The following is a 16,356-nucleotide window of genomic DNA, read 5'->3' on the forward strand; positions in this document are numbered from 1 at the left end:
CTCAACCTCGCCAACGCGTTACTTTGGCCATCGCCATGACGGCTCCGAGAGATGCTCCGCAAAATAATCGGACAGCGCGGCCACCTTCGCAGGACGTGCGCGCGCCGATGGCGTGACGAAGTAAAGACCGCCCTTCGTCAGCGACCAGTCGGTAAGGATCGCTTCCAGGCGGCCATCGGCCAGATATTCGCCGGCGATGAATTCGGGCAGCTCGGCGATCGCCAGGCCGTCGAGCAGCGTGGGAAGCAGCGCATCGGAATTGGTTACGCGCAACGGACCGGTCGGCATGACCGGCTCTTCCTCGCCCGCAGCGTTCGTGAAGCGCCACACATCGCTGCGCGCGCGATACGCGTATGAAAGGCATGGCCGGTCCGCCAGTTCACGCGGATGCGCGGGCCGCCCTTCGCGCTTCAGGTACGCGGGCGACGCCACCACGAATTGTGTCACCGCGCACAGGCGACGCGCCACCAGCGACGAATCAGGCAGCGCGGCAATGCGCAGTGCGGCGTCAAATCCATCGGCAACCAGATCGACCGACGCATCCGAAAGATGCAGGTCGATCGACACCTCCGGGTACGCGCGAAAGAACTCGGGCAACAGGGGCGCGACCCAGCGCAGCCCGAACGACATCGGTACAGCCAGCCGCACCAGTCCGCGCGGCTGCACCGACATCTCACGCGCGGCGCTTTCTGCTTCTTCGGCCTGACGATAGATCTCCCCTGCCTTCTCGCAGATCGTCCGGCCGAACTCGGTGAGCGAGAGCTGGCGCGACGTACGGTTGAAGAGCCGCGCGCCCAGCCGGTCTTCGAGACGGGCCACGCCGCGCGAGACCGTCGCCACCGACACGCCCATCGCGCGCGCCGCTGCCGCGAACGATCCTTCCTCGGCGACCTTCGCGAACATGGCAAGTCCTTCGAAATCAGGCAGCTTCGCCATTTCCCTCTCTCATCTTTTCATTTTTGCAACGTTGGATTGCAATCAATTCTATTTCGAAAAGCTCTGGGCGTCGATATTCTCCTTACATCGCAGCACGCAACACCGAACGCAGTCATCCATTTACCAAACGAAAGGAGAAGCACCATGGCACGCAAGCTCGACAACAAAATTGCACTCGTTACCGGCGCAACCAGCGGCATCGGCCTTGCCACCGCGCAGCGTTTCGCGGCAGAAGGCGCACACGTCTACCTCACCGGCCGCCGTCAGGCCGAACTGGATGCCGCGGTGAAGAGCATCCGCGAAGCAGGCGGAAATGCGACGGGGGTACGTGTTGATTCCACAAAGCTGGGTGAACTCGACGCGCTCTACGCGCAAATCAAGGAAGAACAGGGGCATCTGCACGTGCTGTTCGCGAACGCTGGCGGCGGTACGATGCTGCCGCTTGGCAGCATCACCGAAGAACACTACGACGACACCTTTGATCGCAATGTGAAGGGCGTGCTCTTTACGGTGCAAAAAGCGTTGCCGCTGCTCGCCGAAGGAGCGTCGGTGATTCTTACCGGTTCAACGGCAGGCAGCGCGGGCACGGCTGCATTCAGCGTGTATTCGGCTTCGAAAGCTGCGGTGCGCGCCTTCGTACGCAGCTGGATTCTCGATCTGAAGGATCGCCGCATCCGCGTGAATACAATCAGCCCGGGTGCGACGCGCACGCCCGGCCTGCTCGACCTCGCCGGTGACGATGCAGCCCAACGCCAGGGTCTTGCCGATTACCTGGCTGCCCAGATCCCCATGGGGCGCCTCGGCGAGCCCGGCGAGATCGCGAGCGCTGCGCTGTTCCTTGCGTCCGACGACGCGAGCTTTGTGAACGGCATCGAGTTGTTTGTCGATGGCGGGCAGCAGCAGATCTAAGCGCAGCCCAGGTGCGTGGATGCGGTCTTCGCCGATCGCATCCACGCCCGACGCGCGTACGCGCGTCTTGAGCGGATACACGTCATGTTCGAACATCGTCCGTACCTTTCGCTTGGCGCAGTGAAACGCGACTGGCTCGATACGCGACTGCATTTCCGCTTCGGCGAATGCGGACGCGCCGACCATACGCCGCTCGGCGCGCTCTACGTGTGGAACGACGATGCGTTCGCGCCGCACTCGGGCTTCGACCTCCATGCTCACCGCGGCGTGGAGATCGTGACGTGGGTGCGTTCGGGTGCGATCACGTATGAAGACGACGCGGGCAATCGCGCGCGGCTCGTTGCCGATTCCGTGCAGACGATCAGTGCGGGCGCCGCGATCCATCATACCGAGCGCAACGAGGGGGATGTGCCGGCGCTGCTATTCCAGATCTGGCTGCATCCGCGTACGCCGGGTGGCACGCCGCGTTGGGGGGCACGCATCTGTTCGCGCGGTTGTCGCGAAGGTCGCTTCGTCACACTGGCGAGTGGCGACCCAAAAGATGTGTGCGCGGGGGCGCTTCCTGTCAATGCCGACGCGCGTGTGCGCATCGCCACGCTACGCGAAGGCACGGTGGTGCATCACAGGTTGTCAACGTCAGGTTCGGCGTATCTGGTTGCCGATCATGGTCGGGTTGACGTAGGGCCGGTCCGGCTCGCGCCGCGCGATGGCGTCGTCGTCAGCGATGAAGCGCAGCTTACGATCGTTGCGCGAGATGACACCGATGTCGTGATAGTCGAGCTTTTGCGGTAGAAATATCGTGCCGTCTGGGTCGGGCGCGACGACATTCCTCCTTGGTTTCCGCGCTTTCCGCGTTTCCGCGCTTTCCGCAAGACTCGGTTTGGTAGCTCTGTATCGCAGTTTTTGCGGTAGGAATCCGACGCATATCCCGCGTGGCGATCCCGCGATATCCGCCCACATCGTTCACATCGCCACGCGCTGGCCGCCGCCCATCACAACTGTCAACGTGACGTCAGCGTAGCGTCAGCGGGCTTCCGTTATAAGTTGCTGGCTAACGACTCATGCCCGCAATGGCCTGCCCAGAATGCAATTGTCGACCATCCCGATCCCCATCCGCTCGCGCCGCGCGGCGCTGGCGTTTTCCGCCCTCGCACTGATCCTGCTCGGCACGCTGGGCCTCGCCAAGCGCAGCCAATCGAGCCGGTCGCCCGCGCCCGCTGCGTTGCCGCCACCCGTTCCCGTACTGCTGTCTCGCGTGGAGGTTCGAGATGTGCCGCGCCAGGCGGAGAGTGTCGGCACGGTACGTTCGCTGCGCGACGTCGTGGTACGGGCGCAAATCGATGGCCATCTCACAGGCCTCCATGTGGTCGAGGGTCAGCAGGTCACAAAGGGAGAGTTGCTGGCGTCCCTGGACGACCGCCCTATCCAGGCGGCACTCAAGCAAGCCCGTGCCACGCTGGAGATGACCCAGGCACAACTGCGGATAGCAGAACTGGATCTGAAGCGCTACCAGACTTTGATCGGCGACGACGCTATCCCGCGCCAGACACTCGAACGGCAACTCGCCTTGGTGGAACAGCTTCGGGCGACTGCGCAAGGCAATCGCGCCGCGATAGCCGCCGAGGAAGTGCGGCTGTCTTACACGCGGATACGCTCGCCGATTTCTGGACGGGTCGGTTTGCGCAATGTCGATGAAGGGAATCTGGTCCGGATGAATGACACTGAGGGGCTGTTCTCAGTCACGCAGATCACACCGATAACGGTGGAGTTCGCCATGCCACAGTCGGCGCTTCCTGTCCTACAGAGTCTGATTCACGCAGACAAGCCGGCCGCTGTGCAAGCGATATCTCGCCAAGCCGGGGCGCCCGTGGCGCACGGTCGACTGCTGGTGATCGACAGCCGCGTGGGAGCAGGCAATGGCGCGGTACGCGTCAAGGCTGAGTTCGATAACAGTGCTGGTCAGCTCTGGCCTGGCCAGTTCGTGACCGTGCATCTGCAGACGGGAATTCTGCGCGACGCGCTGGTTGCCACGCCTGCGGTGCTCCGCTACGGCGAGCAGGACAAACCGTATGTGTTCCGCGTGAAGCAAGACAGCACAGTGGAAATCGTACCGGTCAACGTCCTCTACCAGGACCGGCAGCAAGTCGTGATCGAGGGCGTGACCGCCGGCGACCAACTGGTATCGGACGGACAGTCGCGTCTGCGCCCTGGCGCGCGCGTGACCGTTCCAATTGCCACCACGAAGGCGAGAATCTGACGTGACAGAACGCGCCACCCTTTATCGCTGGTTCGTCGATCATCCGATCGGCACCGTCTTGCTCGCCATAGCGCTGGTTTTGCTGGGCGTCGTTAGCTACTTCCAGTTGCCCGTCGCACCGCTTCCCGAGGTGGAAGTGCCAACCATCCAGGTCAACGCGCTACTGCCCGGAGCCAGTCCCGACACCATAGCGTCGTCAGTCGCCACCCCGCTTGAGGTCCAGTTCAGTGCGATACCTGGCATTGCGGAGATGACGTCAACCAGCGCGTTGGGCTCGGCCAGCATCGTCCTCCAATTCACGCTGGATACACGGCTCGACAGCGCCGTGCAGGACGTACAGGCGGCGATCAACCGCGCTAGCAGCAGGTTGCCGCCTGACATGCCGTCCATGCCGACCTGGCGCAAGGTCAACCCAGCCGACAGCCCGGTCGCGATCATTGGCGTGCATTCCGATTCGCTGTCGCTGACCGAGGTCAGCGACTATGCCGAACGTGTTCTGGTGCGCGAACTCGGCCAATTGCCCGGCGTGGGAATGATCACGACCACCGGCCTGCGCAGACCGGCGATTCGCGTGCAGGCGTCGCCCGTGGCGCTCGCGGGCATTGGCCTGACGCTGGCGGACATCCGCGCCGCCGTACGCGCCGCCAGCCGCAATGCGCCGAAAGGCGCGCTGTATGGCAACACGCGCGTGAGCACGCTCCACACCAACGGTCAGTTGCTCGACCCGGGCGCCTACGGCGACCTCGTGGTGGCCTGGCGCGGAGGCAGCCCGGTATTCCTGAAGGATGTGGCACAGGTCACGCTGGGCCCGGAGGATGCCTACGTGAACGCGTTTCCCAACGGCCGGCCAGGTGTCGCCTTGTCGATCATGCGCCAACCGGGCGCCAACATCGTCGCCACATATGACCGCATCTCACGCGCGCTCCCTGCCCTGCGCGCAGCGCTGCCCGCGGCCATTCAAGTCGAGATCACCAACGACCGCACCCGCACCATTCGCGCGTCCCTGCACGAGGTCGAGTTGACACTGCTGATCACCATCGCGTTGGTAGTCGGCGTGATGGCGCTGTTCCTGCGCCAGTTGGCTGCCACACTGGTCGTCGCGGCGGTGCTGGTCGTGTCCCTGGCGGGCACCTTTGCGGCCATGTACGTGATGGGTTTCAGCCTGAACAATCTGACGCTCGTCGCTGTGGTGGTGGCGGTGGGATTTATCGTCGATGACGCCATTGTCGTGATCGAGAACATTCATCGCTACCAGGAAGCCGGCCTGAGCATACGACAAGCCGCGCTGCGCGGTGTAGAAGAAGTCGGCTCGACCATTTCAACAATCAGCCTGTCACTGGTAGCGGTGTTCATTCCGCTCCTGTTCATGTCCGGCGTGGTCGGCAGACTGTTCCGCGAGTTCGCGCTGACCTCTGCCGTGGCCATCCTGATCTCGGTGGTCATTTCACTGACGCTGGCACCATCGCTGGCTGCGGTAGCCATGCGTCGGAGTGCGCACGGCGTTGAGTTCAAGGAGTCCCGGCTGTCCGCATGGCTGGTGCAGCGATACGCCACTGGACTGCGCTGGTGCCTGCGCCGACAAGGCCTGATGCTGGGCGTGTTCGGCATCACCGTATGCCTCAGTGCAGCCGGCTTCGTGCTGATGCCAAAGGGCTTTTTTCCGCTGCAGGACACGGCGTTTATCGTAGGCATCTCCCAGGCAGCCGCCGATGTGCCATACACAGCCATGCTTGAGAAGCACCGTGCGCTGACCGACATTATCCGTGCCGATCCTGCCGTGCTCACAGTCACCCAGTCAGTGGGCATGACCGGTGGCAGTCAGACACTGGCCAACGGGCGCTTCTGGATCGTGCTCAAGGACCGCTCGGACCGCGACGTTTCCGCTAGTGCGCTGATCGATCGGCTGCGGCCCAAGCTGGCCGCCATTCCCGGCATCCAGCTTTTCCTGCGCGCCGCGCAGGACATCAACATCGGCGCGGGCCAGCCGCGCGCCCAGTATCAATATGTGTTGAAGGCGAACGATACGGGCGACCTGTACACATGGTCGCAGCGCCTGGTCGCTGCACTACAGAAGGAGCCTCTTTACCGAGACTTGTCCAGCGATCTCCAGCTTGGCGCCAACGTCATTCATCTGCAAATTGATCGCGCAGCTGCCGCGCGTCTAGGTCTTACCGCAAGCGATGTCGACGATGCGCTATACAACGCATTCGGCCAGCGCCAGATCAATGAATTCCAGACCGATACCAACCAGTACCAGGTGGTGCTGGAAGTGGACGGCGACGGCCGAGGCAACATCGAGACGCTTCAATCGCTGCGCCTGCGCTCGCCTGTTTCCGGCGAAATGGTGCCGCTGTCGGCCATCGTCACCATCGCCGCGCCAAGGGCCGGGCCGGTTTCGATCCTGCACCACGGCTTGTTGCCCGCCGTGAACATATCGTTCAACCTGGCGCCGGGAGCGCCGCTCGGCGACGCCGTGACGCGGATCGATGAGATACGTCGGCGCATCGGCATGCCCGCCTCAATCCAGGGCACATTCCTCGGTTCTGCGCAGGCATTCCAGGAAGCGCTGGCTGGTCAGGCGGGACTGATCCTGGCCGCGCTGCTCGCCGTGTACCTGATCCTCGGGGTCCTGTACGAGAGCCTGGTCCATCCGCTGACCATCCTGTCCACGTTGCCGTCGGCCGCCATTGGCGCGCTCGCCTTCCTGTGGCTCGGCGGCTTTGACTTCTCGATCATGGCGCTGATCGGCGTGATCCTGCTGATCGGCATCGTCAAGAAGAACGGCATCCTGCTTATCGATTTCGCGCTCGAAGCGCGGCGCGCGCGCAGTATCAGTCCTGGACAGGCCATCTATGAGGCCGCGCTCACACGCTTTCGTCCCATCATGATGACCACGCTGGCAGCGTTGCTCGGCGCCGTACCGCTAATGCTCGGCGTCGGCACCGGCGCCGAGCTGCGCCAGCCGCTCGGCGTGGCCGTGGTCGGGGGCTTGTTGTTGAGCCAGATGCTGACGCTCTTCACCACGCCAGTGGTCTACCTGGGACTTGACAGGCTATCGCGCTACCGTCGGAAACCCGTGCCATCGCAGCAGACATCAATTGCCACGGAATAGTGCGACGGCAAGGCACGAGGAGCAAACATACTGGCTCAAATTCTCATACCAAAGGTGTTGATGCCTTCGCTACTGCTGGCGAAAACGGTGCCGCCATGCATGTGTGCTATCGCCTTCACGATCGCGAGGCCGAGGCCATGGCTGTCTGCACCGCTCGCTCGCGATGAGTCGATGCGGTAGAAGCGGTCGAACAAACGATTCAGGTGTTCCGCTGCGATTTGGGTACCCACGTTCGACACCGCAATTTCAGCGCCCTCGCCGCCGGCCCGCATCGTTACACGCACATCGGACCCGGGGGACGAGTACTGGATCGCGTTGTGCAGCAGGTTGGTCATCGCTCGCCGGAACAGCGCTTGGTCCACCAGTGCTTCAACGTCTCCGTCTGTTTGAACCGTTAACGCCTTCTCGTCGATCAATGGCGCCAGGAATTCAACCGTCTTTTTCACTTCGTCGGACAGCCTGGTCTGCCTCAATGTTTGTGCCGCCTCTCCCTGGTCCGCTCGGGCCAAAAAAAGCATGTCATTGACGATGGCACGCAGACGTTCGAGCTCTTCGAGATTTGACTGCAATACATCGCGCAGATCTGCCGCGCTGCGTTCGCGCGTGAGCATGACCTGCGTGGCGCCGAGCATGTTTCCTATCGGTGTGCGCAACTCGTGTGCCACATCGGCGCTGAAGCCTTCCAGCTGCGCGTAGGCTGATTCAAGCCGGCCTAGCGCACCATTGAACGATGCGACCAACGGCGTCAGCTCACTGACTGCCGGAACGAGGTGCAAACGTTGAGACCGATTGCTCGCGCTGAGTGCCTGCGCGGAAGCAGATAGTTGCGCTACCGGATGCAGTCCAACGCGCGCCACCCAGTAGCCGAGTCCGCTGACCAGTATGATGCCGCATAAACAGATGATCGTCAGCCCCACGGCGAAAGCGTGCATCGTCTCTGCTATCGGCGTCGTGCTGACCCCTACCACCAGATGGATCTCGGGATGGTCCACCAGGGGTTTCAGCATTTTCCCGAGGGTTCTGAGCGGGTGCCGCGGATCATCCAGCACCCATTGCTTGATGCGGCTGTCGCCTGGCGTATGAAGCGCGGATGGAAAGTTCTTCCCATAATTCAGGGACGGATCCTTGCAGGAAATCCAGAATCGGGTGTTTCCATCCGTGGTGGTCAACATCGTCAGCGTTTCGCGCAACTCGCCCCACTGCTCGACTGACTGCACTTTCTCGACGAGATTCTGGACCACCTCCAGCTTCGCGCGCAGGTCGCTTTCCAATTGCCGGTCCAGCGTATGACGGAGTCCTTGATACAGGGCGATGCCGGAAAGCGCAAACACTAAAAGGCCGACCAGACCGAACAGCAATGAGAGCCGGAATGCAATCGAGCGGATCATTGCGTCACATCGTTGATCCGAGATTCCAGAACGTATCCCATGCCACGAATGGTATGTAGCAGCTTGTTGTCATACGGTCCGTCGATCTTGTCCCGCAGCCGCTTGATCGCAACCTCGACCACGTTGGTATGACTGTCAAAGTTCATATCCCACACCAGTTCCGCAATCTCTGTCTTCGACAGGATTTTTCCCTTGCGCCTGCCCAGCGTGGTGAGCAAATTGAATTCCTTGGCGGTCAAATCGAGCCGGACGTTGCCGCGATAAGCCTTGCGCGCCAACAGATCCACATGGAGGTCCGCGATTTGAAGCTGCACCATTTCCTGCGGCCTGCCACGTCGGACCAGCACATGCAATCGTGCCTGCAGTTCCAGGAATGAAAAGGGCTTGATCAAGTAGTCATCGGCGCCCGCTTGCAGCCCTTTCACGCGGTCTTCGATCCTGTCACGCGCGGTCAGCATGATCACCGGTGTCTGTCGGCAGGCCTTGAGCGCTTCCAGCACGGCGAATCCATCGATACCGGGAAGCATGACATCAAGCACAATCGCATCGTATTCGTTCTGCACCGCCAGATGCCTGCCATCGATGCCATTGTTTGCCACATCGACGACGCAGCCGCTCTCTGTCAAACCTTTGCGCAAGTAGTCCGCTGTCTTGATTTCGTCTTCGACAATCAGAATTTTCATTTGATGTCTCTTCAATAGGAATCGCAGTTCCGGACATCGTTTCTAACAGAAATCTGATAGGCGCTGAATGACAATTCGGTCAGGCCGGCGACAGCGTGGCGTAGGGTCGGAAGACTAACCCTTCCGCCGACGTCATGAAATGAGCGATGGGAATAATATCTGTGCCATCCAGGCAAAAATCTGGATGAAAAATTGCCGTTCCTTAAGCAAGGGTGCTCGCGTCACGGCCCCGATCGACCCAAAGCCTTTGCCAGATATTCCCCAGTGCGACTCGACGCCGCGCCTGTGATCTCGGTAGGACGGCCGCAAGCCACGATGCGGCCGCCCTCTTCCCCGGCGCCGGGACCCATGTCGATCACCCAGTCCGCCTGGGCTACGACGCGCATGTCGTGCTCGACAACGACTACGGTGTTGCCCGCATCCACCAGTTCCTGAAGTTGCACGAGCAGGCGGTCCACATCAGCCGGATGCAGGCCGTTGGTCGGTTCGTCCAGCACGTAGAGCGTGTCGCCGCGCTGGGCGCGTTGCAGCTCGGTGGCCAGCTTGATCCGTTGTGCCTCGCCACCCGACAGTTCGGTGGCAGGCTGCCCCAATCGCAGGTATCCCAGTCCGATGTCGCGCAACGCCTTGAGCGATCGCATCACCGGCGGTTCGTTCGCAAAGACTTCGCATGCCGCATCGACGGTCAGGTCGAGGATCTCGGCGATATTCCTCCCCTGCCAGGTAATTTCCAGCGTCTGCGCCTGGTAGCGCGTGCCGTGGCAAACGGTACACGGTGCATACACGCTGGGCAGAAACAGCAGCTCAACGCTGACAAAGCCCTCGCCTTCGCATGTCGGGCAACGGCCCTGGGCCACGTTGAAGGAGAAGCGTCCCGGCGTATAGCGTCGTTTGCGCGCAGCGGGGGTGTCGGCAAATAGCTTGCGTACATGATCGAACAGGCCGGTATAGGTGGCCAGATTCGATCGAGGCGTGCGCCCAATCGGCTTCTGATCGACGCGCACCAGACGGCGCACCGTCTCCGTGTCACCCGCGACACGCCCCGTAATTGGCGCGTCCGTGACGGCGAACAGCGGATCGCGTTCCTCGTCGGCATCGCTGTCGTTTGTGCGGCCGAGATGCCGGTTCACCAGCTCCGGCAGGGCCTGGCTGATCAGGCTCGATTTCCCGGACCCCGAGACGCCCGTCACTGCCACGAAACAGCCCAAAGGTATCGCCCCGTCGATCTTATGGAGATTGTTGCGAGAAACATTCACGAGCTTGAGCCAGCCTGCTGGGTCGCGGGGCTTTCGTGGCGATACGTGCTGCTCGCCAAACAGATAGGCCGCGGTAAGCGATCTATCCACCGCGGCAAGTCCGTCAAGCGGCCCGCTGTAGAGCAGGTGCCCGCCGCCTTCGCCCGCGGCCGGTCCTACGTCTACGATCCAGTCCGCGTGACGCATGGTCTGCGTGTCGTGTTCGACCACGAACAGCGAGTTGCCAGCCGCCTTCAATCGTCGCAATGCCACCAGCAGCGCTTCGCCATCGGCAGGATGCAGCCCCGCCGATGGCTCGTCGAGCACATAGACCACGCCGAACAGTTGGGAAGACAACTGCGTGGCCAGCCGCAACCGTTGCAATTCGCCCGATGAGAGCGTCGGCGTGCTGCGGTCCAGCGAAAGATAGCCCAGGCCGAGATCGATGAGCGTGGAAAGCCGTTCCACAAGCTCTTCCCCAATGCGCTGCGCAGCCAGCCGCTTTTCGTCGGAAAGGTTAGGCGTGCGTCGCACGTCGGGCGCCGCCTTGTGCGCGGATCCGCCCGCCGCGACACGCCGCGCCGTGGCGGCGCGCATCGCCTTCGTGCTCAGCACCGCACCGGTTGCCGTCTCGGGGCTGGCCCATTTTCCGTGCGCAATCGGGCGCATGATCTCCGCCACGCGGCCAAGAGGCAGTTTCGCGAACTCGCCGATGTCCATGCCCGCAAACGTCACTGACAACGCTTCCTTCTTGAGGCGCTTGCCGTGACATGTCGGGCATTCGCGCCCGATCATGTACTGTGCAACCCGCTTCTTCATCAGCGCGCTCTGCGTCGTGGCAAAGGTCTGCAAGACGTAGCGACGGGCACCCGTGAACGTGCCCTGGTAGCTGGGCTCCAGATTGCGCTTGAGCGCCGCGCGTACCTCCTTGGGCGTAAATCCTGCATACACCGGCACCGTGGGTTGCTCGTCGGTAAACAGGATCCAGTCACGATCTTTCTTCGGCAGCTCGCGCCACGGCTTGTCCACGTCGTAGCCGAGCGTGACCAGGATGTCGCGCAAGTTCTGCCCGTGCCATGCGGGCGGCCAAGCAGCAATCGCGCGCTCGCGTATCGACAAGGAATCGTCGGGCACCATCGACTGCTCGGTGACGTCATAGATGCGCCCCAGACCATGACACGTGGGGCAGGCGCCCTCGACCGTGTTAGGCGAAAAGTCCTCCGCGTACAGCATCGGCTGCCGGGGCGGATAGGTGCCCGCACGCGAATAGAGCATGCGGACGAGACTTCCCAGCGTGGCGACGCTAGCCACGGTGGAGCGTGCATTCGGCGTGCCGCGCTGCTGCTGCAGCGCCACTGCAGGCGGCAGCCCTTCGATCGCATCCACCTCTGGCACGCCAACCTGCTCGATCAACCTTCTGGCATAGGGGGCAACCGATTCGAAGTAACGCCGCTGGGCTTCCGCGTAGAGCGTGCCGAATGCCAGGGACGACTTGCCGGAACCCGACACGCCGGTAAATACCACCAACGCATTGCGTGGGATATCGACATCCACGTTCTTGAGATTGTGCACGCGCGCGCCCCGCACGCGGACGAAGTTGTCTGCCCAGCCGCTCGCCGGGGCGGGCAACGTGTCGTCGGGTATCAATGCGCGCTGGGGGTCTTCATCGTTCATGCGATGGGCTCGTATCGATTGGGGGCATATTCGCTACGCTGGTTCGGGACCGTCGATCTTGCAAATATTCCCGGCGGAATCTACGTGCTTGAAGCTTACTCGGTCGCCGGCAGCCATGGCGCCGTCAGCCGCTTATTCCGCGCTCTTCCGCGCGTGCGTCGCCACAAAGGAGGCGGCGCGCTGACGGGTCCTCAGCACGCAGTAAGCGTGCCAATACGTCTCGAAGAGGAGGATTCCCGAAAAAGTGCGCGATATGTCGCGGCTGGCTGGGGAGACAGCGATGTGAAGCCCGATGTAGCAATTACAAATTTCGCGAAGCCCGCCATGTCATCGCGTTCGCCGCCCTCTGACCCCGGGGGACAAACTGGTTTGCCCGCTCCGGATCAGCGCCGGTACATCGACCACAACACCGCGCTCTGCGCCGATTGCTGCATCGACGCCACGTTCTGGTAGAACTTCAGCGTGGCATCGCATCGCACCGCAGGTTGGCGCGTGCCGAAGGTCTTGTCGGTCAGCGCGCGCGCCTGGTCTTGCGACAGGTTCTGAAAGGCCACGCGCATCATGGCGTCGGCCATATATGGGTCTGGTTGCCGACCCTTGTGAGGCGGGGACTTTAGTAACTGGACGATGGTCTTGCGCTCTTCCTCGACAAGTACCGGCGGCAATGCACTGGAAGTGTCCAGCGTGCCGTCGAGAAATTGCGAGCAAGCATCCACGCTGATATTGCGCGCCGCGTTGGTCTCGGCTGCCAGCAGCTTGACGAACTCTGCGAGCGCCTCGTCGCTTGCGTTCTTGAGCACGCCCGGCAACGCCTGCTTCATCTCGCTACGTAGCGCGGCAAAGATCTCTGCATCACTGCCTCCGCGTGTCTTGACGGCCCAGCCGCGTTCCGCGGCCCGGCTGATTGCGCCGGGGAACCGTTGGTCGAACGCGCGATAAAGCGCAGACTCCTTGAGGCGCTCCGCGAGTACGTCGCGCGATTCCACCTGCAACATGCCGGGCGATTCGCTGCGCAGGGCAATTCGAGTGAGAACACGTGCCTGCAACAGCTCCTCGCGGCTCGGATACCAGACCGCGCTCGCGGGTGTCGCGCCCACGCGCTGTACGAAATTATCTGGGAGGCCGGCGTTGCGATAGTAATTCAGCATTGACGTCACCGCCGCACTCTCTACCGCCGAGTCCATGCCGCCGCCAAAACTGGCGCGATGGAAGCCGATCTTTGCGTTGGGCGTGGCAACCCGCTCGACACCCGCCATCAGCACGTACGTGCAGGCGCTGCTGCACTCCCCTTCCACATAAGTATTCAGCTTGCGTTGCCGCACGCCATCGGCTAGCACACGGCCCTCGAGCAGGCGCCCGCCATTCGAGTTCAGGATCACGGTCCGCGCACCCGGAGTGTTGTCGAGCACGCGCAGCACCTGCTTGGCCGAGCCTTCGCGCAGCGTGCCCCAGACCATCACCGCGTCGCCATTGGGCGATGGCGTTGCCTGGATCTCGCCCATGGTGTCCTTCCCCATCGCGAGCATGGTGAATTCGCGCAGTTGGGGACCGTAGATCGTCACCATCTGCACGACGGCCCCGAACACTCCGAGCATCACGCTGCCACGTGCGGCGTATCCCCAGAACGCACTGCCTCCGCGCTGCGCGTGCCGGCCAGCGGAGCGCCAGATGCCGACGAACGACCATAACCAAGACAGATAGACGATGCAGATCGTGGCGACGAAAAACAGGGCCACTTGGCGCAGCGAATCGCTAATGCCCAACAATCCTTTGAGCGCCGGCAGCGCGGCACCCAGCAGCATGCCAAGCAAGGTGCCGTTGATCCAGTAAGACACCGGCAGTGAAAGCTGGCCGCGCCAGTGGCGCATCACGTAGAGGCCCTTGACCTCCGTCTCGACGTACGGCGCATCTGCCGAAGCAGGCGTTGCGCCGTCGTTTTCCTGGACATCCTCGCCGATGGTGAAGACCGCGTCCCGGCGCGCGATTGGCGAGATCGATGGGCTCGCGGTCAATTCTTCCACGCGTCTCGACAGCGCGCGCAGGTTCAGCGCGATGATCGCGGCGACTACCACCGCTGGCACCACCATCGACATCCCGGACTCGTCACGCACCAGAAGGCGAAGTACGCCCACCGCGAAAAATGCGAGCAGCACGAAATTGGCGATGGTCGCCGCTTTGACAGACCGCGCCGTCGCCGATTCCCCAAGCGCGCGCCAAGTCTGGAACAGCGGCGCCAGCCATACCAGGGACGCCAGCAAGGGGAATGCGCCCCCACCTGCCCGCCATTCCCCAAGCGTGGCCACCAAGCCGATAACCGCTACCACCAGAAGAATGACATTCAGCGTCCGCGTGCCGCGGACCAACATGCTCGCCCTCATGACCAACCCGTGTTTATTGTTCTGTTGGCCGACAAATCTACCTGATTCGACTATCGAGGGGATCAATGTTGCGCGGCCACGACATACCCCACTTTTGTCCGGGTCATGGCAGGTTTCCCATCGCTTAATCAATGGAAAACCTGACATCGAAATAACGAGAACTTACGGGCGATATCGGTCAGCGGCATCGTCGTCGGATGGCGACGGCTAGTCTGACGGGCGACACGCCTGCATAGTCGAGCAAGTCGTCCATGCACGTGGCGGCAACATCCTCAATGAACGAGCGCGACAAAGTAGCAAAAAGGCATCGCCATCGCAGCCGGCGCTTTTATTTTCTTTCGTCGAGGTGATGGTCGGCCTCCTCCTCTTTTTGCCTGAGATTGTCGGTCAACCTGTACTGAAAACCGAACAGCGCAATTAGCGCCAGCAGGGCCAGTCCTGCCCAGACAAGGCGTAACCACATGCTGGACTCCCTTGAAATCACGAACGGTATGTCGACAGATAGTCGACAACCCGAGCATGGTGGGGATGATCAGGCCGAGGCAACGGACCTTGCGCTGCAATCGCCTTTCCAGCGGTGCGGCCAGCCTTGACGACCGTCACCGGCACTGAGGCCCGCCGTATGACCTGCGCAGGTAACCCGCCTCCAACGGCGGCCTTTATCTGCGACCAAAGGCTCGCGCCCATCACAATGCTGTCGCAAGAATTGTCCTCTGCCGCAGACACAATCGTCCTGGCGGTATGGCCAAGGCCGATCAGCGTCGAATACCGTACGCCGGCTTCGTCGAGCAGTTCGCAAGCCGTCGCTAGCGCAGATTCGCCATCGCGGCGCTCTTGCTCCCTGAGCGCCGCCAGCGAATGAAATGCACTGGCCCGGCCGCGCTCGAGTGGGGCCTGGACATTCAGCAGCACAACCTCCGAACGCCCCCCTTCCCGAGCGAGAAAGGCAGCGTGCCGGAGCGCATTCAACGCGCATTCGGTGCCGTCGACCGGCACAAGTATCTTGATCATATCGAGCCGTTTCCTGTTCCGCCAGCCAACGCAATCGCACGTCGACTCTCCATGACTGGATGCTAGGCAACGGCAGCTAGAACCGGCGTCAAGGCTGGCATGCGGCCGATAAAAATCCCGTAAAAATATTTGAAAACGGATTTCCACGGACCTTCCTTCGCATGCGCGACAACGCGGTTCGCCGGCAACCGAAGCGCTTGCCCGCCCTGACACTTGATCGATGGGTCAGCGCCTTCGGCATGCCTCACAAGGCACAACTGACGGCCCGTCGGTGCCACGCAACAGGGCTACGCAATCGGGTGATTGCTCGCCTGATTCGCTGGTGGCAGACTTGCAACGAAGTTGCAAAGAAGATTCGCCACTTGGCATCAGGTGCCCGTTCATTCCATTGCACGCCATGCCGCAGCGCTGGTTGTCGATCCTGCTGGTTCTGTTCCTGCTGTTCGGGCAGTCGGCGGCGGTCGTCCATGCGGTCGGTCACTTGCAGGCGCACCAGCAAGCGAATCCGTGCGCGGCACCGACCGATGTCGACCGATGCGGCCCCGCGCATGATGTTTGTCCCACCTGCCACGCGCTTGCCGCGCTTGCGGCCGCCGTTCCGGCCGTTGCCGGCTGGCTGATCGCCGAATGCGGACGCCGCTGGCACTATCCCGAAAGCTCCAGGCGCCCTCTGGCGCCGGTATTCACGCCTTCTGCCCGTAGTCGCGGCCCCCCTCTGCCAGACGGATTCTTCCGCTAGTTCACGGGCGCCGGGCTAAAGCTCTGCCGCCCGG

At 62.3% G+C, this 16,356-nt stretch carries 12 protein-coding genes; 5 read left to right on the plus strand and 7 right to left on the minus strand.

Going from position 1 to position 16,356, the window contains the following annotated elements; all coding sequences use genetic code 11:
• Positions 1-18 precede the first annotated feature (18 nt).
• Positions 19-936 (minus strand): LysR family transcriptional regulator, encoded by a 918-nt coding sequence (locus F7R19_RS01375; protein WP_061955167.1) that lies wholly within the window; start codon positions 934-936, stop codon positions 19-21.
• 144 nt (positions 937-1,080) lie between these two features.
• On the opposite strand from F7R19_RS01375, the gene F7R19_RS01380 reads away from it, so the two are divergent.
• From F7R19_RS01380 to F7R19_RS01395, 4 genes are all read left to right on the plus strand, one after another.
• Positions 1,081-1,845 (plus strand): SDR family NAD(P)-dependent oxidoreductase, encoded by a 765-nt coding sequence (locus tag F7R19_RS01380; protein ID WP_061955169.1) that lies wholly within the window; start codon positions 1,081-1,083, stop codon positions 1,843-1,845.
• An 84-nt stretch (positions 1,846-1,929) separates the two neighbouring features.
• Complete coding sequence (locus F7R19_RS01385) at positions 1,930-2,637, plus strand: pirin family protein (RefSeq protein WP_061955171.1); 708 nt, start codon at positions 1,930-1,932, stop codon at positions 2,635-2,637.
• Between the two features lie 292 nt (positions 2,638-2,929).
• Complete coding sequence (locus F7R19_RS01390; protein ID WP_150979113.1) at positions 2,930-4,102, plus strand: efflux RND transporter periplasmic adaptor subunit; 1,173 nt, start codon at positions 2,930-2,932, stop codon at positions 4,100-4,102.
• A gap of 1 nt (position 4,103) precedes the next feature.
• Positions 4,104-7,214 carry an efflux RND transporter permease subunit gene (locus F7R19_RS01395; RefSeq protein ID WP_150979114.1) on the plus strand — a complete coding sequence of 1,037 codons (3,111 nt, stop codon included), beginning with the start codon at positions 4,104-4,106 and terminating at the stop codon, positions 7,212-7,214.
• 35 nt (positions 7,215-7,249) lie between these two features.
• Here the strand turns inward: F7R19_RS01395 and F7R19_RS01400 are convergent, their stop codons facing one another.
• The 6 genes from F7R19_RS01400 to F7R19_RS01420 form a co-directional block, all read right to left on the minus strand.
• Complete coding sequence (locus F7R19_RS01400; protein WP_150979115.1) at positions 7,250-8,602, minus strand: heavy metal sensor histidine kinase; 1,353 nt, start codon at positions 8,600-8,602, stop codon at positions 7,250-7,252.
• Positions 8,599-9,285: a heavy metal response regulator transcription factor gene (locus F7R19_RS01405; protein ID WP_061955179.1), complete on the minus strand. Its 687-nt coding sequence runs from the start codon at positions 9,283-9,285 to the stop codon at positions 8,599-8,601. Before F7R19_RS01405 ends, F7R19_RS01400 begins: the two co-directional genes overlap by 4 nt.
• 221 nt (positions 9,286-9,506) lie before the next feature.
• On the minus strand, positions 9,507-12,194 hold the full coding sequence (locus tag F7R19_RS01410; protein ID WP_150979116.1) for an excinuclease ABC subunit UvrA: 2,688 nt from the start codon (positions 12,192-12,194) through the stop codon (positions 9,507-9,509).
• Between the two features lie 383 nt (positions 12,195-12,577).
• A complete protein-coding gene (locus tag F7R19_RS01415; protein WP_150979117.1) occupies positions 12,578-14,560 on the minus strand; it encodes a COG3904 family protein in 1,983 nt (660 codons plus the stop codon).
• Positions 14,561-14,900: 340 nt separating this feature from the next.
• On the minus strand, positions 14,901-15,035 hold the full coding sequence (locus F7R19_RS30450; protein WP_263289493.1) for a hypothetical protein: 135 nt from the start codon (positions 15,033-15,035) through the stop codon (positions 14,901-14,903).
• A gap of 17 nt (positions 15,036-15,052) precedes the next feature.
• Positions 15,053-15,583, minus strand: coding sequence for a universal stress protein (locus F7R19_RS01420; RefSeq protein ID WP_061955184.1), 531 nt, complete (start codon positions 15,581-15,583; stop codon positions 15,053-15,055).
• 412 nt (positions 15,584-15,995) lie between these two features.
• Here F7R19_RS01420 and F7R19_RS01425 point away from each other — a divergent pair, with 412 nt between their 5' ends.
• A complete protein-coding gene (locus F7R19_RS01425; RefSeq protein ID WP_223505733.1) occupies positions 15,996-16,322 on the plus strand; it encodes a hypothetical protein in 327 nt (108 codons plus the stop codon).
• The last annotated feature ends 34 nt before the right edge of the window (positions 16,323-16,356 follow it).

The organism is Cupriavidus pauculus (genome assembly GCF_008801835.1).
GTDB classification, from domain to species: Bacteria; Pseudomonadota; Gammaproteobacteria; order Burkholderiales; family Burkholderiaceae; genus Cupriavidus; species Cupriavidus pauculus.